General features: G+C 68.0%; 18 protein-coding genes and 2 pseudogenes. 12 read left to right on the top strand and 8 right to left on the bottom strand.

Going from position 1 to position 20,515, the window contains the following annotated elements:
• Positions 1-81: 81 nt before the first annotated feature.
• The 5 genes and pseudogenes from OG206_RS00095 to OG206_RS00075 all read left to right on the top strand — a co-directional run bounded on the left by OG206_RS00095 (position 82) and on the right by OG206_RS00075 (position 3,914).
• Positions 82-1,113, top strand: a complete 1,032-nt coding sequence (locus OG206_RS00095) for a DUF1963 domain-containing protein (RefSeq protein WP_327122137.1) — start codon at positions 82-84, stop codon at positions 1,111-1,113.
• 144 nt (positions 1,114-1,257) lie between these two features.
• Positions 1,258-1,557 (top strand): annotated as a pseudogene (locus tag OG206_RS00090) (transposase family protein); the annotation flags it as partial.
• Between the two features lie 27 nt (positions 1,558-1,584).
• Positions 1,585-2,199: a hypothetical protein gene (locus OG206_RS00085; RefSeq protein ID WP_327110856.1), complete on the top strand. Its 615-nt coding sequence runs from the start codon at positions 1,585-1,587 to the stop codon at positions 2,197-2,199.
• 28 nt (positions 2,200-2,227) lie between these two features.
• The gene (locus tag OG206_RS00080; RefSeq protein WP_327110854.1) at positions 2,228-2,539 is read left to right on the top strand and encodes a hypothetical protein; all 312 of its coding nucleotides are present in this window, start codon (positions 2,228-2,230) and stop codon (positions 2,537-2,539) included.
• Positions 2,540-2,756: 217 nt separating this feature from the next.
• Positions 2,757-3,914: a hypothetical protein gene (locus OG206_RS00075; protein ID WP_327110852.1), complete on the top strand. Its 1,158-nt coding sequence runs from the start codon at positions 2,757-2,759 to the stop codon at positions 3,912-3,914.
• A gap of 63 nt (positions 3,915-3,977) precedes the next feature.
• Here OG206_RS00075 and OG206_RS00070 read toward each other — a convergent pair whose 3' ends face one another.
• Together OG206_RS00070 and OG206_RS32520 are read right to left on the bottom strand one after the other, a co-directional pair.
• Complete coding sequence (locus OG206_RS00070) at positions 3,978-4,937, bottom strand: helicase associated domain-containing protein (protein WP_442805932.1); 960 nt, start codon at positions 4,935-4,937, stop codon at positions 3,978-3,980.
• Between the two features lie 291 nt (positions 4,938-5,228).
• Positions 5,229-5,354 (bottom strand): annotated as a pseudogene (locus OG206_RS32520) (helicase-related protein); the annotation flags it as partial.
• 216 nt (positions 5,355-5,570) lie between these two features.
• Here OG206_RS32520 and OG206_RS00065 point away from each other — a divergent pair.
• From OG206_RS00065 to OG206_RS00050, 4 genes are all read left to right on the top strand, one after another.
• Positions 5,571-6,878: an AAA family ATPase gene (locus tag OG206_RS00065; RefSeq protein ID WP_327110850.1), complete on the top strand. Its 1,308-nt coding sequence runs from the start codon at positions 5,571-5,573 to the stop codon at positions 6,876-6,878.
• A gap of 137 nt (positions 6,879-7,015) precedes the next feature.
• Positions 7,016-8,626, top strand: a complete 1,611-nt coding sequence (locus OG206_RS00060) for a Mu transposase C-terminal domain-containing protein (RefSeq protein WP_442805931.1) — start codon at positions 7,016-7,018, stop codon at positions 8,624-8,626.
• Entirely contained in the window at positions 8,626-9,369 is a 744-nt protein-coding gene (locus tag OG206_RS00055) for an AAA family ATPase (protein ID WP_181493997.1), read from the top strand. The genes OG206_RS00060 and OG206_RS00055 overlap by 1 nt, the downstream gene beginning before the upstream one ends.
• A 13-nt stretch (positions 9,370-9,382) precedes the next feature.
• Positions 9,383-10,495 carry a hypothetical protein gene (locus tag OG206_RS00050; protein ID WP_327110846.1) on the top strand — a complete coding sequence of 371 codons (1,113 nt, stop codon included), beginning with the start codon at positions 9,383-9,385 and terminating at the stop codon, positions 10,493-10,495.
• A 32-nt stretch (positions 10,496-10,527) separates the two neighbouring features.
• Here OG206_RS00050 and tpg read toward each other — a convergent pair whose 3' ends face one another.
• Positions 10,528-11,085 (bottom strand): telomere-protecting terminal protein Tpg, encoded by a 558-nt coding sequence (tpg, locus tag OG206_RS00045; protein ID WP_111381700.1) that lies wholly within the window; start codon positions 11,083-11,085, stop codon positions 10,528-10,530.
• 678 nt (positions 11,086-11,763) lie between these two features.
• On the opposite strand from tpg, the gene OG206_RS00040 reads away from it, so the two are divergent.
• The 3 genes from OG206_RS00040 (at position 11,764) to OG206_RS00030 (ending at position 13,374) form a co-directional block, all read left to right on the top strand.
• Complete coding sequence (locus tag OG206_RS00040) at positions 11,764-12,597, top strand: hypothetical protein (protein ID WP_327110840.1); 834 nt, start codon at positions 11,764-11,766, stop codon at positions 12,595-12,597.
• Between the two features lie 141 nt (positions 12,598-12,738).
• A complete protein-coding gene (locus OG206_RS00035) occupies positions 12,739-13,047 on the top strand; it encodes a hypothetical protein (protein ID WP_327110838.1) in 309 nt (102 codons plus the stop codon).
• Between the two features lie 6 nt (positions 13,048-13,053).
• Complete coding sequence (locus tag OG206_RS00030) at positions 13,054-13,374, top strand: hypothetical protein (RefSeq protein ID WP_327110836.1); 321 nt, start codon at positions 13,054-13,056, stop codon at positions 13,372-13,374.
• 151 nt (positions 13,375-13,525) lie between these two features.
• Here the strand turns inward: OG206_RS00030 and OG206_RS00025 are convergent, their stop codons facing one another.
• The 5 genes from OG206_RS00025 to OG206_RS00005 all read right to left on the bottom strand — a co-directional run.
• Positions 13,526-15,286 carry an ABC-three component system protein gene (locus OG206_RS00025; RefSeq protein WP_327110834.1) on the bottom strand — a complete coding sequence of 587 codons (1,761 nt, stop codon included), beginning with the start codon at positions 15,284-15,286 and terminating at the stop codon, positions 13,526-13,528.
• Positions 15,264-15,530: an ABC-three component system middle component 6 gene (locus tag OG206_RS00020; protein WP_285573716.1), complete on the bottom strand. Its 267-nt coding sequence runs from the start codon at positions 15,528-15,530 to the stop codon at positions 15,264-15,266. Before OG206_RS00020 ends, OG206_RS00025 begins: the two co-directional genes overlap by 23 nt.
• Complete coding sequence (locus OG206_RS00015; RefSeq protein ID WP_327110831.1) at positions 15,527-16,462, bottom strand: ABC-three component system protein; 936 nt, start codon at positions 16,460-16,462, stop codon at positions 15,527-15,529. The genes OG206_RS00020 and OG206_RS00015 overlap by 4 nt, the downstream gene beginning before the upstream one ends.
• 268 nt (positions 16,463-16,730) lie before the next feature.
• Entirely contained in the window at positions 16,731-17,756 is a 1,026-nt protein-coding gene (locus tag OG206_RS00010; protein WP_442805930.1) for a YaaC family protein, read from the bottom strand.
• A 298-nt stretch (positions 17,757-18,054) separates the two neighbouring features.
• On the bottom strand, positions 18,055-20,515 hold a 2,461-nt coding region (locus tag OG206_RS00005), incomplete at its 5' end, for a DEAD/DEAH box helicase (protein ID WP_327110825.1).

Below are 20,515 nucleotides of genomic sequence, written 5' to 3'. Positions count from 1 at the left end.
CGACAGCAGCTTCAGAACCGCAGAGACTGCTGCCGGGGGTGCTCGACCGCCAAGATCGCTGGGTGTTTATGGTCGCGTTCCATGACGAGGACCACTCCACCGCGCCTGCTTGATGTCGAGGTGCTCTTCCCGGAACTGGCTGCCTACGGGAGTACGACGACGCGGCTCCACCCACGACCGGGCAGCCCGCAGACTTCTGACAGCTCGGTGGGCGGTCCGATGCTGTGGCCGGCGAACGAGCCGTGGCCGGTGTGCGGTGAGGCCCACGGGCGGGGGCGAGGACGGCGCCCGGCCGATATCCACCGCTACCGGCGAATCCTGGCTGCCGCGTGGGCTCGGGAACAGAACCCGGGCCCGACGGAGGAGGAACGGGAGCTGCTGGCCGAGCTGTACCTGGAGCACCGGCTCTCCGAGGTGTCGGAGACGGATCCGCTGCCGATGATCGGCCTGGCCCAGCTGTACCGGCGGGATGTCCCGGACCTGCCGCAGGGTCCGAAGGAATGCGACCTGCTCCAGGTGTTCTGGTGCCCCTTCGACGCGCACGGCCCGAGCCGGTACGACCTGAATCTGCATCTGCGCTGGCGGCGGTCGTGGGAAGTCGGGGACGTGTTGACCGTTCCCCCGCAGCCGTTGGTCGCCGGGTCCGCTGGGTTCGTGCCCGAGCCCTGCGTCCTTCAACCGGAGCAGGTGACCACCTACCCGTTCGCCGGCCTCCTGCCCGAGGAGCTGTGTGCCCGACTCGACGCCTGGGAGGAATCCCAGGAAGAGCAGGCCGAGCAGCAGGCCGATGAGAACGCGGTCGATCCGGTCTACTACCAGTACGACCTGTCCATCCCGCCCGGCTGGCGCGTCGGCGGCTTCGCCTCCTGGCACGCCACCGACCCGTACCCCATGGACTGCCAGACCTGCCGCACGCCGATGCACCTACTGCTGACCATCGACAGCTCGGAGTGGGACGGCGGCAGCGGCAGCTGGAAACCGTTTGAGGATCGAGACCTGCCCACCCATCGGTCTGCCACCCCCACCGAAGTCGTCGTGGGCCGATTCGGCGAGCTGAACGTCTTCGTCTGCCCCACCGATCTCAACCATCCGCACCGCTGGAGCATCCAGTAGCGCGGGCGGCGCCCAACGCCCGGCTCGGTGCCCCGATCATCGGTGAACTCGGGTGCTGTCGCTTCTCATGAACATCGAACACGACTCGCCGCCGACGCCTCCCAAACTCGTGTACAGGTGCTGTCGGTTCTCGTGAACAAAGCCAACCTGACCGCCGCCCGCACTCACGGGATCGTCGAAGCACTCACCGACGCCGACCTCAAGTGCTGGGCCGACAAGGCATACCAGGGCGCCGGCGGGTCCATCCGGGTGCCCTTCCGCGGCCGTCGCCTCAAGCGGTGGCAGCGCCGCCACAACAGCACACACGCCAAGATCCGCTGCCTCGGCGAGCAGGCCATGGCCACCCTGAAGGGCTGGCGCCTTCTGCGGAAGCTCCGCTGCAGCACCAACCGCATCACAGCGATCGTCCAGGCCGTCCTCGTCCTTCACCACGCGTCAGCGTGAGGTTGGAAAAGGCTCACTGTCTCCAAGGTGATCGACGGCCTGATTCGCGAGAAGGCGGTCAGCATGAACCCCGCCGGCGATACGGCTCTAACCAAAGATGCCCTGGTCGAGATCGAGGGCACCGCGCGTATCACGGCAGCAAGCGTGATGAGCAAGCTGTTCTTCGTCTTCCGGCGCCTGATACTGGAGCGCGACATCAACGATCTCAGCGAACTCGCCAACCTCGATGTCGGTGACGCAGACGTCGCGCAGGCGATCCAGCGGGTGTATCTGAACAACGAGCTGCTGCCCCTGCCCATGCTTCTGGAGATCACGGGCAGCTCTCTGCCGCACAAGGTGTACGTCAACGTCCGCTCTGGCTACTTCATTGATGAAGCATCAGCTGATCGGCTTGAAGGGGACATGCGCATCCTCGGCAGCGTCTACCGACTCGTTCCGCAGGACGAGTACAGGGTCACCGACGAATGGCTGCTGCACGGGTGGGAGTTCATGATGCGCCGCATCATGATGGCGCAGATCCAAGATGATCTCCGAGAGGTTACCCAGCAACTCAACCGGCTCGGCTTGGACGTCCCCGACGATGACGTCCAGGCGTACATCACCGGCCCGGCCGTCGTCCTCGATGCCGTCGCCCTGTACTGACCAGTATCCGTCCAGGAAGGGATGAGCTGTGCCCAATCGACCTGAGATCGTCTGCATCTGCGGCTCAACCCGGTTCGCGGACGAGATGCGTACAGCGAATCGCGATCTGGCCTTCGCCGGAATCATTGTCGTCGCGCCAGGCGAAGCAAACGAGCCGATCACCGAGGTGCAGAAGGCAGCGCTGGGCGCTCTCCATCTACGCAAGATCGACCTGGCGGACCGGGTTCTGGTCGTCAACCCTGGTGGGTACATCGGCGAGTCCACGCACAGGGAAATCGACTACGCCCGAGCCACTGGCAAGCCGGTCTCGTTCACCGATCCTGCCTCCGCTGCAACGTAATTCGCTGGGAGAGCGGCCGAAGCTCCCAGGGCCTACACGCACAGCAGTGCGATGCCGCAGCTCAGAGCCCCCGGGCATCGCATCCCAGTGCGTGTAGGGCCTCTGGCGCGATGTCGCCGAGCCTCTGGCGTGGGCACTGGTTACCTTCGCATGGTTGGTCGTCACATGCAGGTATATGCCTTGCCTCTGCACGTTCTGGGGCAGGATGCTTATCCCCGTGAATACTCCGCTTCGACAGCCAAACGAAGGCACCGGCCTTTTCGGCGAGCAGTACAGCCGCCGAAACTGCCCGCAGGCCACCCGGGATGGCGAGCCGATGGGGCGATGGATAGCCCTGGACGAGTCTGGATGGGATGGAGATCAGCTCCATGGCGAAGACCGTAGCCGCTACCTGACCATCGGATCCGTGGCCATGAGCGACGAAGACGCCGCCGACCTGATCGACGGCCTCCGCCGGACCACACGGATCCAGGCCCCTGAGCTGAAGTTCGGTACCTCCTTCGCCAAGGACGGGCAGAGCCAACGCCGCAAGGCTCTCGCCGCGCTGCTCGGCCCTGGCGGCGCCCTCGAGGGGCGTGCATCGGTGTATGTCCTGGACAAGCACTACTTCATCGTTGGAAAGCTCATCGACCTCTTCGTCGAGGAGCTGACGTACAAGCAGGGCCTGGATATCCGGAACACCGGAGTCGCCCGCAAAATGGCCCGGGACCTGTTCACTGAGGGCCCGCGCGCCCTTGGGCCAGCACTCTTCAATCGGCTGCTCGTCGCCACGGTCGCCTTCGCCTCGTATAAGAACCGCGACCAACAGGTCAGCGTCGACGACTTCTACGACGTCGTCGAAGAGGCGTGGGCACGCTCATCCCGGCGCAACGTAACCTCCCTCCTGGGGCTGCTGCGCACTACACGGGCGGAGGCCCGCGAGTACCTCGATGACGCCTTCGGACCGAACGCATCACTTCTTGCCGCGCTGGAACCTCTGATCCCTGGCGTGGCCGCAGTTACGGGGAACTGGTCCCGTCGGGTGGGCCGGGTCAATATCCTTACTGACGACCAACGCACGCTGACCGACCAGCACCTGGACGACATCGCCGACGACGCTCGTGGTCTTGGGCATCCTGAGTTCCGCTACATTTCACGGGATGTGAGCCTGGGTGAGCTCTTGCGCGGCAAGTCAAGCCACCATCCGTCTTTGCAGCTCGCCGACCTGGTTGCTGGTGCAGGGTTCGCCGTGGCCAAGCGCCACGCTGGGCACCTCACCCCCGCAGGAGAAGACCTCTACCCAGTGATCGTTCCGCTCATTGACCCGGCCGGGATGCTGTCTCACGATGATCCCAGCAGAGTTGCTCAAGCAGGGGCGTCGGCGCTGGCAGGCTAGTCTGCAGTTCCGTCGGCCAACGAAAAAGGCCAATGGGTCTGGGCTGGTCAGAAGGGTTGCAGCTCAAGCCTGCAACCCTTCGTGTAGTTCGCCGCAGCTATAGGTGGCCGCGGCCCACTCCAGCCCGAGGCCGGCCAACGTGGCGAGCTTGTCGGGGGTGAGCTTGGCCCGGCGGCTCTTGCTGTTGCTGAGAAATACCCCGAGGCGGACTTCTGCCCCATCCTCCAGCCGCTCTACGTGCCCTCGTGGGACGGTCATGGAGCCGGTTCGGGCCTTGTACTGTGCGAGGGCTGCTACGCCCTTCTCGAAGGCGCTCAGGGGCACGGTAGACGCCACGGGCGCCTCCGACTCCCGGGCGGGGGTGGGTGGTGTGACGCCGACGGCCTCCAGGCGCTCGCGCTGTCCCTCCGTCAGGGCCTGCCACACCGCCGGGGTCCGCTGCTTGGCGAGCCATTTCCCGATGTCCATGCCGTGGACCGTGAGCCCGGGCAGGACATCCGCCGCACCGGTCTGGTCTTGTTCGTCGGCGACGAGTTCGCGCAGTGCGGCGTAGTGTCGCTGCCACTCTGCCGGCCACACGGTGTTCCAGTCCTCGTCCACGGCCAGGAGCGCGGCCTCCCAGTCCGGGTGGCCGTCCAGCGCACCGGGGCGGCGCAAATTGCTCAACCACTGTCCTACCGGCCTGTCCAACGCCGTGGCGGACCTCGGAGCGCAGAGGGTCCAGTGCAGGTCGTAGTACGCCTTCGCGGCCTCCAGGTTCTCCTGGAACCTCTCATCCACCAGCGACCAGACCATGCCCAGCTTCTCCAACCGGGCGGCGCGCTGGCCGGTCATCTGCCCCGCCCCGTACGCCCTCCGCTGTTCCGCGACCCACTGCCCCAGCGGTGTCGCCCCCTCCCGGTGCCCGTAGGGAACCCTCGCGTGATGCTCACGCTCGGTGAACTTCTTCAACGCCGCCCACCCACGTGCCCAGTCCTGACGTTCGGTGTCGATCACACTGAACGACACCCACTCCGCGACCATCACCGGATCACGCGGAACAGCAAAACGCAGCAGCAAACGCGATTCGTCCTCGCCTTCCTCGGGCGGCGAACCGATGTACTCCGACGGCTGCGCCACGTCCTTCTGAGGCTCCTGAGGAATCGCCAGCAACTCAATTGCTTCTTCATCATGAGCCCGAAGACCTTCAAGGACTTTCACCAAAGGCCGATACGACCCGGAGGTGAACATGTCTTCCGGATTTTCTCCAGGCTGGAGAAATACCGGCACGATCAGAGACGCGACTTTCCCCTGTCCTGGCTTCTGACGCAGCGCCCGGCCAATCGCCTGGACGATGTCGTGCGGAGCACCCTTCGGGTCCAGGAGGGCCACCGAGTCCACCGCCCGGATGTCCACGCCCTCGCCCAGGACACGGCAGTTCGACAGCACCGCCTGCGATGTGCCGGGTTGGTGTCGGTGTGTGGTGTCAGTGACGGGACGTCAGGACTAGCCGTTTCCGCTGGTCGGGTGTTGAGGGAGGGTGTGGTCACTGACACGGGGCGGTACCTGGTGCCTTCATGGCTGTCATGGGGCGGTACACCCCACTCCACTCCGCTGTCTCGGGAACGGCACTTCTGATCCTTTAGAGGGCTGCGCGGCTGCACGGTGGTGGGGTCGGTGTCTGCGGCGGAGGGTTTTTCGGTGGGCGAGCCGGGCGTGTGGGGTGAGATCACGGCGGGGTTGAGGGTGTCCCGGCCCGTGCTGGTGGCGCGGCTGATGGAGCTCGATGCGGCCGGGGCGTTGACGACGGCGCATGTGCGTGCGGGCGCACAGGTCGGTGGGGTGACTGCACGGACGGTGTGGCGGTGGCTGGAGGCGGCGCGGACCGAGGGGCGTGTGGAGCGCAGGCGTCGGGCCCGGTTGGAGTTGTCCGACCAGGCGTGGGAGGTGCTGGCGCAGGCGGGCGGGAACGTGGCGGTGCTGCACCGGTACTTGAAGCGGGTCGGGGGCGAGGTGCCTTCGCTGGCGTCGTTGTACCGGGTGGTGCACCGGGACCTTCAGGCCGGCAGGGTATTGCCGGACCGTGCGGTGGTGCGCAGGGAGCGGGAGGAGCAGCAGACGAGGCAGGCGCTGGCTGACCTCGCTCTGGCCGGGCCGCGGGAGGGCGGCGCGGCGAAGGTGGCTGCGCGCCGGCCGCCGCACCCTGCGCCGGAGGCGGTCTCGGGCGTGCCGTCGGGGGAGAGCGGCACGCTGGAGGGTGTGGCGTTGCCGGCGGGGGCTCGGCTGGTGGAGACGTCGTCGGTGCGGGCGGTGGCCGAGGCGGTCGGGCAGGCAATGGCGGCCGAGGGCGCGGTGTGTGTGTTCGGTGACCCGGGCCGGGGCAAGACCGCGGCTGTGCGGATGGCGCTCCGCGCAGTGCCTGCGGGCTGGAAGGTGACGTGGGTGCCGGTGCCGGTGCGCCCGTCGGTGGCCGGAATGAGGCGGGCGGTGTTCGATGCTCTGGCACTGCCGGGCCGCTTCCCGCACACATCGGCGCTCGCCGACGCCGCAGTTACGGGGGCTCTGGGCGAGGCGCGGGTGCTGGTGGTCGATGAGGCACAGCGCCTGCCCGTGCCGTGCCTGGAGTACCTACAGAGCCTGTGGGACCACCCGGGCACACGGGTCACGCTGGTGCTGTGCGGGGCGGGCACCGAGCGGGCGCTGGCCCGGCTGCCGCAGCTGGCGTCACGCATCGGCGCGTGGCAGGAGGTTCCACGTCTGGCCGCAACGGAAGTGACAGCCGTGGTGACCGGCTTCCATCCGCTGTGGCGCACTGTCTCGGCCGAGGACCTGACATGGATCGACCAGACGTCGACACACGGCACGCTCCGGACTTGGGCCGCTTTGACCACACACCTGCAGAACGTGTTGCTCACCACCGCTGACGCGGTCGCCGACCGGGCCTTGCTGGGGCGGCTGTGCCAGCGGGTCGCGCCGCCGCTGTGAACCCAGCGCACGCTCCGGCGGCCGGCACACGTAGATGTCCCAACCGCGTGAGGGGAGCTGACATGGAGGACGGTGACGCGGTCCGCGCAGTCGGCGGACTGCCCGCGGCGTCAAGGACGGCAATGCGTGGCCCTGCGGTGCGGAGGCTGCTCGCCCTGCGGGCCGGGGGAAACCTGACAGCAGGTCATGTACGAGTGGCTGCGGACGCGCTGGGGGCGTCGGAGCGCACGGTGTGGCGCTGGCTGGCCGCTGCTCAGAGCGATGAGACTGCAGCCGCCTATCCCGGTGCGCGCTCCCGGGCCGATGCGAGGTTCACGGTCACGCCCGAGATCCGTGGACTGCTGGCGTTGTGGAAGGGGAACGTGCGGGCGGTTCATCGCGAGCTGGTCCTGCGCGCTGCCAGGCAGTCCCCGCCTGCAGACGCGCCGTCGCTGACGACGTTGCACCGGGCGATTCGCCGTGATCTGACGCCGGGGGAGCGGGCCGGGCTCGCGGGTGGAGAGCGGGCGGCGCGTAAGCATGATGTGTTCCTGGCCAGGCCGCGGGGCTGGCGGAACCAGGTGTGGGAGACCGACCACATGCAGGCACCTGTTCTGGTCGATGTCGAGGGCAGGGCTCGCAGGCCGTGGATCACCTGGTTCACCGACTGCGCCACCAACGCGATCACCGGTGTCGCGGTGACACCGGTGCATCCGTCGCGGGAGTCGGTGCTGGCCGCGCTGCGCTCCGCTGTCCTGCGCGAGGACCCCTACGGCCCGTTCGGCGGCCTGCCCGAGAAGGTGCGGGTGGACCGTGGCAAGGACTTCCTGTCCCGGACGGTGACCGCAGCGTTCGATCTCCTGGACGTGACGGTGGAGGACCTGCCCGCCTACACCCCGCACCTCAAGGGCACGGTGGAGGGCCTGAACCGGGCGGTAGAAGGCATGTTCCTGGCCGCGCTGCCCGGCTACGCCCGCCAGCCGCGCCCCGGTAAGCGTGCTTCCCGTCCGAAGGACGAGGTGCTGCTTGGCTTCGAGGACTTCACCGCCCGGCTGCTGGATTGGACGCTGTGGTGGAACACCGAGCACCGTCCGGCGCCGTTGCGGGGCAAGACTCCGCTTGAGGCGTGGCAGGACGATCCCACCCCGCTGCGGGACGTACCGGCCGCAGATTTGTGGACGTTCACCCTGGAAGACGCCGGCACCCGCATGCTGACAAGCAGCGGTATCCGCTTCAAGAACCGCGACTACGTGGGTCCGTGGATGACCGGGCAGGCCGGGATCCAGGTCCGGGTCCGTTTCATGCCCCATCACGACCACCGCATCGAGGTCTACCACGCCACCACGGGCCGCTACCTCGGTCCCGCGGATCTGGCAGACCAGGCCACTGAGGAACAGGTCAGCGCCGTACGGCGGGCACGGGCCGCCCGCGCCCGCCGCCTGAAGAAGGACCTTCAGGCCTCACAGCGCGAGCGCTATGCAGCCGTGAACCAGCCGGAGGCGCCCCGGCGGCTCGGCGCGCTGACCACCGCGCAGGCCGAGGCCGAGCTCGCCCAGGCCGCCGGCACCGACCTGTCGGGTCTGGCGATGCCGGACCTCATCCCGCCCGCCGCGCCCCCGGCCGACTGGCGTACCCCTGCTTCCCTGGCCGCGCTGACCACGCCAGGCATGCCCGCCCCGATCCCGTCCGGCAGTGCTGGCACTTCCGCCCAGGGCGGCCGCGACGGGCGGGCCGCACCTCCCCCCACCGACGAAGATGGAGATGCCTGATGACCGCGGCCACCTACCAGTACGTCGACTTGCCCGACGCTTCCGTGGTCACCACCCGCGCTCTGCTCACCGCGCGGGAGAACATCGGCGATACGGTCGCTGCCCGCGCGATGATGTGTATCCACGGCGGCGCCGGCTTCGGCAAGACGCTCGCCGTCAACACCTGCCTGCGCGAACTCGAACCGGGCGAGGATGTCCGCCGGGTCACCTTCCGCGCCCGTCCCACCGCCCGAGCGGTGCGCTACGAACTGTTCACCGCGCTCGACCTGGCCGGCGAGCCACCGCGCCACCCCAGCGAATTCGACCGTCTGCTGAAGACCGCTCTGGCCGAACGCCCCCGTACCTTCCTCGTGGATGAGGCCCAGTGGCTCAACGGGGAGGCGTTCGAGTACTTCCGTTACCTGTGGGACGAACCCTCCACCCAGCTCGCGATCATCTTCGTCGGCGGTGAGGGCTGCCACACCGTGCTGCGCCGCGAACCGATGCTCTCCTCCCGCATCTTCATCTGGCAGCACTTCACCCGCCTCACTCCCAGCGAGGTCCTCGACGTCATCCCGCTGTTCCACCCGATCTGGGCCGATGCCGACCCCGACGACATCACGTTCGCCGACCAGCATGCCGCGCACGGCAACTTCCGCGCCTGGGCCCAGCTGACCGCGCACACCCGCACCGCCCTGGCACGCACCGGCCGCCCCCGCGTGGATCAGGAACTGCTGCGCTGGGCCTTCAGCCGCCTTGGCTGACCACCACACCGCCATGCCTCCCGCCACGCGGCCGCCGTCCGTCACCGTGGTCATCGACCGCGATGACGACGTCATCCACACCCACACCGCCCTGGCCGCCCACCATCCGCCGTCCGGCCGGGTCACCCTGCACCCCGGACCGGGCACCAGCAGCGAGACCGGTCTCGCCCACGACCTTCTCGCCGCCCTGAACAAACCGCCCCTGCTCACCGGCCGCTTTCCAGGCGGTCGTCAGCCCGCCTGGGCAGCCGTCACGGCCTGGATGACCGCCCTGCCCGTCACCCGGCTGACCGTCCTGCGCGCCCACCGCCTCACCACCCACCGCACAATGCGACTCCTGGAGCTGCGTGCCCTCACGGGTATCCACTTGACCCTGGTCTGCCACCGTCCCCGCCTTCCCGCCGCCCTGTACCGGGCCCTCCAGACGGCCGACTACTCCCTCACCACCGACCTCGACGCAGCCCGCCGCCACTACTACGGCATGCCTATCGCCGAACCCCCGCTCGCAGATGAGTCCGCCGGGACGGCCGGCCGGTGGCTCACCCTGCCCGCACTGGAACGCCTCATCTCTTACGACAGCCCCCGCCCCTGCATCGATCCGTGCGCCCCGCCCTCGATCATCTGGCGGCACCGCCCACCGCCCGTGCCTCTCACCGCGCACACCGCCCAGAAAGTCGCCCGCCGACTGCACGCGGCGACCGCACATCCTCGCCTGGCCGCGGCCGTTGCCGTTGCGCTTTTCACCGGCGCCTCCTTCCAGCAACTCGCTACCGCACGCCCCCGCGACTACGACACCGCCGCGGCCACGCTCGCCCTCCATGACCGCGCCCGCTACACCGACGGCTGCGCCGCCCACCCCGTACCACCCTGGGCGGGTGTTTTCCTGCGAGCGGCGGCCTGCTTCACCCGGCTCGTCTCCGGCGAGGACCAGGAACTGCTCGCCGCGCCAGATGACCGTGCGCACCTGCTGCGCGTGGCGGAGACGGCCAAGCTGCGCCCGCCCCAGCCGCCCGCAGCCCGCCGCGAAGGCCCGGTCGGCCGTGTGGAGTGGGACTGGCGCGAGCGGCAGGAAGCCGAGCGGTACGAAGCGGTGCCGATCAGTCGCGTCAGGCCCTCACGACGCTGAACACCCTGACGCGGTCGCTCGAAGGGGCAGTCTCAGTCGATCGAGAAGTCGGCGAACTCGACGTCGCTGAAGACGATGTGTAGACCGTGGGCCCGGCGGCCCCATTCGCGGAAGTAGGTGTGTCCCAGCGCACGGGCGAGGATCACCGTCTGCTGCTGCTCGCCCGCGCCGGCGTCCCGGGCGGCGAACAGTTCCCGGGCCACTTCTCCCGGCAGATCCTGGGTGATCCACCGCACCCGCGGATCGTCCGAGGACCCCGCAGGAGCCGCGAACCCGAACCGCGCCCTGGTATGGAAGACGAAGCCCTCCGCCTCGGCCTGGGCACGCCGACGGGCCCGTACTCGCGGCTGCCACCGAGCCAGGACCGCTTCCTCGATCGCTCGCACCTGTGTTGGACCCGGGGGACGACGCGCTCCTGGCTTCCTCGTCACCCACCGCTGCACGGTGCGCTGCGAGACCCCCAGCACGGCGGCCACCTGCCGGGTGGAACCCCGATGCGCTGCCAGCAGAAAACGCAGGCGGGCCCCGGTGCTGGAGGGAACGGGCCGGGTACGCAACGCGCGCTCCAAACCCTTCTCGATCTGTCCCATGCCCGCCTCTCGAAGCGGCCAGCCGGCAGGGCCGACACACGCAGTCCGTTGCGTCAGTTCTCCCATGTCGGTTGCCCCTGCCTGCCAGTTTCTGCAAACTCCAGACAGTGCTGGCTGACGCAGGCTACGAGCCTCTGGGTGAGCATCAGCGATAAGCCGAAGGAACGGGTCACGACAGACGCCACCGGCATGCCAGTGCTGTCCTTCTGGTACCGAGCCCAGGGCGCGGCGGGTGAGCTAAGCTCCGCCGGCATCCGGGGCGACTTCAGGGCAAGGCCTCGGGCGCTCGGGACGATCGGTCCGCGAGCGAGATCGGCATCCTGTCTGCCTTCGGCGGCGCCGGCTGGAGCGGCTACAGGGCCCCTGTGCGGGCCCGATGGCGGAGGGCACGTTCCGGGGGCGGGAGAGGGGCCCCTGGGCCCCTCAGGGGGCCTTCGCGGGTTTCTGGCGAAGCGGGCGGCAGTTTCTGCCTCGGAGGATGGTTCCCGTGCCGGGGACCCACGGGTTCAGCGCTGCGCCTTCTGAACCTCACCTACTAGTGTCATTGACATTGAGCTCGTCACTGTCATCGTTCAGATGTCATCGTCACTCGTATCCTCCAGACACCCGCTACAGCGTCTGAACTACGGAAGTTGGATTGTTTGCCCTGCGGGGTGTCCGTCCGGCATGTTCTGTGGTGTGAAGCAGCAGACATCCCAGAAGCCGGTCGCCTCTCCCGCCCAGACGAGGGAAGCCCTCCTCGAGCGGGCCGCGCGCGACTTCGCGCCCATCCGGCGGGCGTTCGTGCAGAAGAAGCGAGACGAGGCGGACCGGTCCAGCCGACTGGCCGAGTTCGTCACCAACGGAGACGTGCGCGGTCTGCGCGCCTACCTGTTCATCGTCGCGGTCACCAGCGCCGAGACCGCCGAGTCGGGGTGGAGCACCACCCTCCCCGGCATGGTGTGGGCCAGGGCCTTCGGCACCACGGAGGACGCGACGCCGGCCTCCGCCCGCACGGCGGTGACCAAAGTCCTCAAGCGTCTCGAGGAACGCCGCCTGATCACCTACGAGCGGCCCAAGGGAACCTGGGACATCCAGGTCACGCTGCTGCGCGAGGACGGAAGCCTCGATCCGTACACCCGGCCCGGCAACCAGAACCGCGACGCCTACCTGAAGATCCCTTTCGAGCTTTGGCGTACCGGCCTGATCGACCAGCTCGGCCTCCCGGCCCTGGCCATGCTGCTGACGGCCAGCTGCGAGCTGGCCTTCTTCGAGCTTCCGACTGAGCGGATGAAGGAGTGGTACGGGTGGTCGCCCGATACCGCCGAGCGCGGCTTCCGGCAGCTGGCGAAGGAGGGCGTGCTCCAGGCCCACAAGACCTACATCGCCGCCCCGCTCAGCCCGACCGGGACGGCCGAGGTCAACCGCTACGTGCTGCTCGACCCGTTCATCGCACGCTCCGCGCAGAAGAAGGCGCCCTCCACGCAGAGCACCGTCGCGACCACAGGTGATGCCCAAGCCCTTGGGCATTGAGGAGAAGAGAATCACGAAAGTGGGCGTTACCCACTTTCCCCAATGCGGGTACCTTGGTAGTAAGCGCCGGAGGGCGTGCCTCCTGCTCGAAGGAGGCATGAGCCGTGGAGAGCCCTCCGGCGGAACCGAGGGAGCACGCACATGACCGCCATTCACGAGCGCGAGGAGTTCGAGACCGTCGCCGAGACTGAGGTCGACAGCCGCGGACGAGTTTCCCTCGGCCGTGCCGGAGCTCGTGCGGGCCGCCGGTACCGGGTCGAGAGCAACCCGGACGGCGTGCTGTTGCTGACCCCGGTCGTCTCCATCCCGGAGCGGGAGATGCAGGTGTGGAACGACCCGCACCTCGCCGAGCGCATCCGCACCGGGATCGAGCAGGCCAAGGCCGGCAAGACCATCGACCGCGGCGACTTCTCGCACTACCTCGACGAGGACGAGGACGACGAGGACTAGGACCAGGTGCACAGCCTCCGCTTCACCGAAGACGCCGACGAGACCCTCAACCGCCTGACCGTCGGCTCGAAGGCCGACCCGGCCAAGCTCAAGAAGGTCAACAACGCACTCGCCCGCCTGCAGGCCAACCCGCGTCACCCCGGCCTGCACTCCCACCAGTACGAGAAGTTCCCCGGGCACGCCTCGGAGAAGGTCTGGGACTCCTACGTGGAGAACCACAACCCCAGCGCCTGGCGCATCTACTGGATGTACGGGCCGGACGAGAGGAACGCGGCGGGGGAGACCATCTCGGTCATCACCGTCCTCGTCATCGGCCCCCACCCGTAGAACAGGCTGAAGGGGAGATCAGCAATTGCTGATCTCCCCTTCAGCCTGTCCGGCACCCGAGCAGGTGGTGAGCGACGTCAGATCTCTCCGTCGGAGGCCCGGCCACAGCGGCAGACTGAGCAGCGTGGCCGGGCGTGCGGTATGGGAGTGGCTACGCCTTGCCTGCGGCTTTGAAGCGGAAGCCGAAGAGGCCGCCCTCTTCGTCGTCGGTGAGGCGGGGGCTACGGATGTGAGGTTCGGGGTTGAATCCGCGCTGGGCAGCGGTGCTGAGGGTGTCGGTGTTGAGGGTGACGATGTACTGCATGTGCTCTTCCTGCGTGACTTCGGCCGCGAGCGCGAGAGCTCGTGCGACCTGGCGTTCATCGACGCCGTCGTAGAGGTGGCTGTCGTGGACGAGGAAGTCGGGGCCGCGCTCGTGGCGGTGTGCGAGGACGGCCAGGGTGAGGTCGAAGCAGAAGATGACCATGTTGTTGATGCCGCGGCTGTCGTCGGCGTCGATGCGGGGCGTGATGCTGAGGCTGGTCCGGCCGGCCTCGATGGCGAGATAGGCTTCGCGGCCCTCGCCGTAGAGGCGCTGGGCGTACCGGGAGAACAGCAGGATTGCTTCGTCTGTCTGTTGCCGGCGCTCTCGGAGGTCGAGGTCGACGGCCTGTTGCAGTTCAACGCTCTTGGCGGTGATCTGGCGGGCGCTGGCTTCCAGGGCTTGCGCTGCGTCGAAGCGGTGGCGAAGAGCACCGAGAGCGGCCTCCTCCCGGCCCAGGGCTGTCTGTAGGGCGGTCAGCGCTTCCAGAGCTCCACCCTCCGCCAGCTCGCGCAGGAGGCGAGCCTGGTCCTCGCCCAGGTCGGCACGTTCCTGACGCCGGGCGGCCAAGCGATCGGTGAGTTCCTGGATCTCTTCCTCCAGGAATCTGCGCCGGTTGCGTACGACGGAGTGGTGGAACGCCTTGACGTCCTCGAAGCGACGCCGGACTTGGTCGTTGAGGATGACCCCGAGCTCGCGGTAGGCCGGCTCGAGGTAGGACACCTCGACGTCGGTGGTCTCGGTGACCGCGCCCCGGAGTTCTTCGAGGTTGTGCTGGTCGATCACGTCGTCTTGGGCGAGCTGCTTGATCCGGCGGCTTACCTGGTCTGCGCGGTCTTTGAGGCGCTCGTATTCAGGGACAACCTGGAAGGCGGCAACCTGCGTCCGCAGCCGTTCGACCTGTGCCTCGGCGAGAGTGATCTGGCCTCGCAGATCGGCCGTGGACCCGACGATCCGTCCCCATACGGGATCGTTGACTGCCTTCCTCAGCTGGTCTCTGGTCGCCTTGCGGGCATTGAGCTCGCGGTATCCGTTGACCAGTTGCCAGTCCAGCCCGAGGAGGTAGGCCAGGTTCGACGATGCCTCGGCGGCGGCCTGCCGGGAGAACGTCCGGGTCGGTTCGTTGAAGCCGTGAGCGGAGACACGGCGGATGAGGAACGACAGGAGCGTGCGACCGCTCACTCCGGGATGGTCACCCTCCAGCCCGAAGAGATCCCGCTCGATGACGCGATTCCACTGCTCCACGGACAGCTCGACGTCCTGACCGTCCGTGAAGAGCGTGTCGGCCGGCACGCCGGATACGTCCCGACTCAGCGACACGACCTTGGGATTGTCTCCGCGCCGTCGTACTTCAAGCGGATCGTCCTGCCACGGCCAGTCCATGGCGAGGCCGAAGGTGATGTGGCGCAGCGCCTTGTTCGTGGCCAGGGACCCGGAGGATTTTGCCCCCAGCAGGAAGTGAATCAGCTCGATCACGCTGGACTTGCCGGCGCTGTTACGGCTGTCGGTCTCGGCCGACGACGAGGTGGTGTCCGCGACCAGCAGGTTCAGTCCCGGCGAGAACTCCACTGTTCTGAACCGCGCGTCGTCAGCGCTCAGACGGCGCAGCATCTGTACTCCTTGCGATGAGAACGTCCTGGGCCAGCTCCACAGCACCCATGGCGAAAAGGATGTCCAGGGCCAGAACGAACCACTCGAACGATACCGGCGAGGTATGGGCCTGATCAGCGCGCCAGCTCTTCAGCCTGGCCCATGCCTGGCTGACGGTCCGCGGTTCATCGAGCTGGAGGAGAACCTGCGCGCCGACAGCGAGCAGGCAGCGGTCAGGAGCGATTCCCTTCGTCGGAGTGATCATGCGGTCAGCCCGATGTTCGGCTGCCAGCCGGCGGGTGGCGTCTCGAAGATGTCGCATCGTTCGAAGAAGTGCGCCAGGACAACAAGGGCGGCGCGCAGCACCTTCGGCCGGGGCTGGGCGTTCCCCAGGAAGTACATCTTGAGCTGCCAAAGGACGTCGTCGGCGTCGCTGTAGTCGCGACGTACCTGCTGGTAGTACAGGCGGAAGCCCTCCGCGACCTCGTCGTGCTCCAGCTCGCTCCGGGTGCCGGCGTAGAAGGCGTCTACCAGGTAGCTCTGTCGCATGCCGCGGAGGAGGTCCTCACGATCCGCTCCTTCAATCCGGTTGAAGTCCAGCTTCTCTATCGGCACGTCGGGCAGGGACATGAGGGGGTTGGACTCGGCGCGGATGTCTTGCAGCTGCTTCAGCAACGGCGCCAGGTCCTCCATCCCGATGCCGAAAGTCGTGTCCTTGATGGGTATCTCGCAGCGGAGGACGTCCTCGGCCGCCATCTGATCAAGCTGCATGCACTCGTGCCACAGCCGCCGGGTGCCCATCTGTTCGAATCGCAGCGAAGGCACACTGTTCCGCGCGCTTGCCAGCAGAGATGTCACTTCCGGATGCACACCTCGCCTGTCGTTGTGCACGAAGACAAAGGTGTCGAATTCTCCGTTTCGCTTGGTGACCGCCCCGGAGAGGTCTCCGTCGAACTTCTTGCGGATCTTGTCCGGCTTCACGGTCTGTGGTGCGTAGCAGGCGTACAGCTTTCGCGAATGCAGGCTGAGGCCATCGGCCGACCTGTCGCCCAGACTGCCAGCCGTGCGCACGTCGAGGAAGTCTGGATAGCGCAAACACATCAGCCGATGGAAGAAGTCCTCGAACTCGTTCTCGTAGAGCTCCGCCATCAACTCGAGGAACTTGACGTGTGCATACATCCGCTGCTCAAACAGCATGAACCCCCCCTTGCGCACAGAGCTGTCAGCGTAGCTGTGTGTAACTAGACCCGACCCAACACCCTTTGATCAGATCCTGTGGTTGCTCACGCCCAGTCCGTGCCCGGCTCCCCGAGGAGCGGGTGAGCTTGTCGCGCCGACTCTTCGTGTAGGAGACCCCTCGCGGACGAGGGACTGGAACCGAGATCCGGCCACGGCCCTCGTCTCGTGCTGTCGGGGTGAGAGAGGAGTTTGCCGGTCGGTGGGGCGGGAGTATGCCGCTCAGCGTCTACGACCAGGCGGCAACTTCCTCGATGGTGTCCGCGATCAGGACGGGCAGATGTTCCATGGCCCGTTCCAGAATCTTCTCGATGGGCACCGCGTGTCGGCTGCCGTCGACGTTGATGTGGTTCGCCCACTGGGCGGGCTGGTAGCGGGCGAGCATCGACAGCGCGTACAGCACCGCCCACCACGCCATCAGCGGGTGGAGTTCACGCGGCAGGCCCGCGACGGCGGGGAGGAAGTAGCGATGCCCGGCGTACTTCCGGGTCATCTCGGACAGGCGCTCCAGGCGCTCCTCTCGGGTGCCCGTTTCCGCGGGCATCTCCCAGTGCATGGCCAGCAAGCCGGCATTCGGCTGGTGCCGCTCGAAGTCCGGCCCGGCATCGGCTTCCGCCCGGCGACGGGCGAAGTCGTCATACCCGGCGGCGCCGGGATAGCTCTGCAGGAATTCATCCAGAGCCGTGCGGCTGCCAGCGTCCACGACGCGGTCCAAGATGTCGCCGACTTCAACGGTGAGCAGCGGGTGGAAATCAATGCCTCTGATCACGTCCGTGCTGGCGTACAGAGGCGTGAACCGCTCCCGGTCGGTGAGCGGGTACTGCAAGTTGACAGGAAGGGTGTCCCAGACTTTCTCCAGCCGCACGACCGTGTCACTTCCCCAGACCGGTGACCGCAGCAGCTTGCTGAGCCGTACGAAGCTGCCGGCCGTGCCAGCGGGATCCGTTCGGATCTCGATGTCGGCGAAGTCCAGGTGGTAGCCCGAGGCATGGATGCCGTGAGAGGTCAGGTTCCAGTCCTCGCCCTTCAGGTCGACGGCCGCAGCCGCAATCGCTCTGCCAGCCTGACTCAGTCCGTAGAACACCAGCAAGGGACGGGTCTGCGGGCCCACGACCTCGGCGGCTTTGAACATCTGCTGCGCCTGCTCCAAAGCCGTGGCGTACGTCTTGGCCCGCGCCCCACTGCTCGCTCTACCCGGTCGGCTGGAACGACTGGCCCGCAGTCTCTCCCACGCCTCAAGGGGATCTATCTCCATGTACATGGAGGGACGCTATCCAACAGTTGGCAGGGGTTGGAGGGAGTTCACACAGTGGCCGAAGAGACCAACGACTGCAACGCCCTCCCTCGACCGTGCAACACCAGCGCTGCAACGCGCCTGTGCGTTGCAGCCCTGACCTGCGCAAACATGAGTCAACTACCGTCAAGGGACCTGTGTTGCAGCCCGTGTTGCACCTCTCTTCGCTACCGGAAGACAAGACGAAGGCCCCAGGGCCACGACGTCCCGAGGCGTCCACTTCGCTGACCTCCCAGGTCAACGACGGGCGAGGGGCGTGTCACACCCAGTCCACGCCTAGTTCCCGGACCGCAGCGAGTTGGTCGGCGTCCAGCCGGTCTTTCCTCGATTTCGTGTTCGAGATCCATACGCCCAGCTTCACGGTCACCGGCTCCGCCTCGCCGTCGACCGCGATCTCTTCGCTGTGACCCCTTGGCACGGGCCGGTCCACGCCCTCTCGCTCCACCCACTGCGTGAGGGCCGTCAGGCCCCGCTGGAACGCCGCCTGCGCCTTGCTCGGGCCCTTCGCCGCACGAGCGGCCGCCGGGGCGGGAGACGCGCTCTCAGCGGGCTGCACGCCCAGCTTCGACAGCCGCTCCTGCTGCTCGGGGAGAAGCTGCGCCCAGGTGCCCGGCTCCTGCTGCCGCCATCGCCACTTGCCCACGTCATCACCCTCGAACACGACGCCCGGCGCGATGTAGGGCAGGACACCGTCGGCGTCGATCAGGTCGGCGAGGACGCGGTAGTGCCGCTGCCAGTCCAGTGGCCAGGGGCAGTTCCAGTCCTCATCGACCGCGGCCAGCTGCTGCGCGCGCTCCGCTGCCCTATCCACGTCCTTCCCTAGGCCGCCCTTCCGGCGCAGGTTCGCCATGTGCTGCCCGACCGGCACCATCGCCTGACCCTCGCCCCACACCGCGTCCTGACGCGGCGCGAGGTGCCCCATGGCCCGCCGGTAGGACCGCAGCGCGGCGAGCTTGTTCTCCCACGCCTCCTCGCCCGGCTCCCAGACCATCCCGGCCTCCGGGGCGTCCAGCAGGACCTTGCGCCGCTCCTCCAGCTCCCCGGCCCGCAGCGCCTTGCGCTGCTGGTGCACCCACCGGCCAAGCGGAAACGACTTCGTCGCCCCGACCTCGACGTCGTACGGGACGGCGTGGACGCCGGTGATCTCGTTCTCCTTCCGCCAGCGGATGAGGGCCTGGTAGCCCTCGAGCCACACCAGGGACTCCGGCCGGTAGACCCGGGTCCGCAGGAAGGCCGCGATGGTGGCGGCGTCGCGCGGGCTGGAGAAGTGGAGTAGGGCGGCTTCGGCGGCGGCCTGTGTGTCGTCGTCCTCCTGGTCCGCGCCGTCGCCCTCGCCGCCGGCGCCGACGATCTGCCCGTCGTCGTCGCGCTGGACGTGCACCTTGCGCTTGCCGCTGGTGAGCGCGCGGGAAGCGAGCTGCTCGACCAGACGCTCGTCATGCGAGCGGAGGCCCTGGAGGACCGCTACAAGGGGGCGGAACGAGGCACTGGCCACCATGTCGGTCGGGTCCTCACCGGGCTCCAGGAAGACCGGCACGATGATGCGGGCGACCTTCGTGGAGCCGTCGCGGTTCAACCTGAGCGCACGGCCGATGTTCTGGACGATCTCGACCTGGGAGCCGCGGGTGTCCGCGAAGCAGACGGCTTCCACTCCCCGCTCGCCCGTGATGTCGACGCCTTCCCCGAGGACGCGGACGCTGGCGAGGAAGGCGCGGTGAACCCGGCGGCCGGCCGCGTCGATGCCGTTGGCGAACTGGCGCAGCGCCTCCCGCCGTTCGGCGACGAGGTGGTCGCCGCACAGCCACGCCGACCACACCCGGTCCGGCGGGACGTGACGGCCGGCCTCCAGCTCGTAGAACTCCGCGTCGATCGAGGACTTCGGCAGCTTGTCGGCGGCGGCCAGGTCGGCGTCGGAGGCGTCGTTCAGGTACAGCTCGGCAGCGGTCTCCGGGAGCTTGTCCGCGAACGCGCGGGCCTCTTCGACCTTCTGGTGGAACGTCATGACCGTACGCAGGTTGTACGCCGCGGCGTGCTCCAGGAGCGCGGTCTGCAGCAGGGCCAGGCGCCGGCCGCGCCGGGCCTCCTCGGACTCCCCGAGGACGGGGGAGGGGTCGCGGATCTCCAGGACGTCGATCTCGAACCCGGCGAGGATCTCCCGCTCGATCGCCTCCGAGAGCCCGAGCTTTGCGAGCCACGCGCCGTACGTGCCGTCCGGGTCATCGGCCATGCTCGCGATCTCCGCCTCCTGGCCGCCGGCGCCCCGCTGCGGGCGGGCCGCGGCGAGGATGCGCGGGGTCGCGGTGAGATAGAGCCGGAAGTCCGCCGGGATCCGCTGGTTGTCGTGGATCGCCGCCCACGGACGACCAAGATCACCAGCGGTTCCGTGTGCCTCATCCACGATCGCAAGGTCAAAGCCCGCCATGCGCTGCCCGTACAGGCGCTCTCCGCCCGCCAGAGCGGTCTCCAGCGGCCCGCGAACCTTCCGCTGGCCCCCGGGTGCGTCGGTGTCCTCGCGGTCCACGAGAGAGGCGTACGTGGCGAGCACGACGACCGGCCCGGTCCCGGCCCACAGGGCGAGCTGAATCGGGTTCGTGGTGGTGCGCACCCCCAGCTCGTTCAGCACCGCGTCGTTCTCCAGCGAGCACACTGCGACCATCGGAGCCCGGTGGCCCACCAGCCGCCACGCCTGGGCGGTCTGCGCGAGCAGGTCCAGGGTTGGC

This window comes from Streptomyces sp. NBC_01341 (assembly GCF_035946055.1).
Taxonomy (GTDB): domain Bacteria; phylum Actinomycetota; class Actinomycetes; order Streptomycetales; family Streptomycetaceae; genus Streptomyces.
The sequence above is the reverse complement of the archived record's forward strand: the minus strand, read 5'-3'. Positions and strand labels throughout refer to the sequence as shown.

Coding starts and splice junctions, on each gene's coding strand:
- OG206_RS00095 (WP_327122137.1), top strand. CDS start 82: ATGACGAGGACCACTCCACCGCGCCTGCTTGATGTCGAGGTGCTCTTC.
- OG206_RS00070 (WP_442805932.1), bottom strand. CDS start 4,937: ATGGTCGCGGAGTGGGTGTCGTTCAGTGTGATCGACACCGAACGTCAG.
- OG206_RS00055 (WP_181493997.1), top strand. CDS start 8,626: ATGACCGCGGCCACCTACCAGTACGTCGACTTGCCCGACGCTTCCGTG.
- OG206_RS00050 (WP_327110846.1), top strand. CDS start 9,383: ATGCCTCCCGCCACGCGGCCGCCGTCCGTCACCGTGGTCATCGACCGC.
- tpg (WP_111381700.1), bottom strand. CDS start 11,085: ATGGGACAGATCGAGAAGGGTTTGGAGCGCGCGTTGCGTACCCGGCCC.
- OG206_RS00035 (WP_327110838.1), top strand. CDS start 12,739: ATGACCGCCATTCACGAGCGCGAGGAGTTCGAGACCGTCGCCGAGACT.
- OG206_RS00025 (WP_327110834.1), bottom strand. CDS start 15,286: ATGCTGCGCCGTCTGAGCGCTGACGACGCGCGGTTCAGAACAGTGGAG.
- OG206_RS00020 (WP_285573716.1), bottom strand. CDS start 15,530: ATGATCACTCCGACGAAGGGAATCGCTCCTGACCGCTGCCTGCTCGCT.
- OG206_RS00015 (WP_327110831.1), bottom strand. CDS start 16,462: ATGCTGTTTGAGCAGCGGATGTATGCACACGTCAAGTTCCTCGAGTTG.
- OG206_RS00010 (WP_442805930.1), bottom strand. CDS start 17,756: ATGGAGATAGATCCCCTTGAGGCGTGGGAGAGACTGCGGGCCAGTCGT.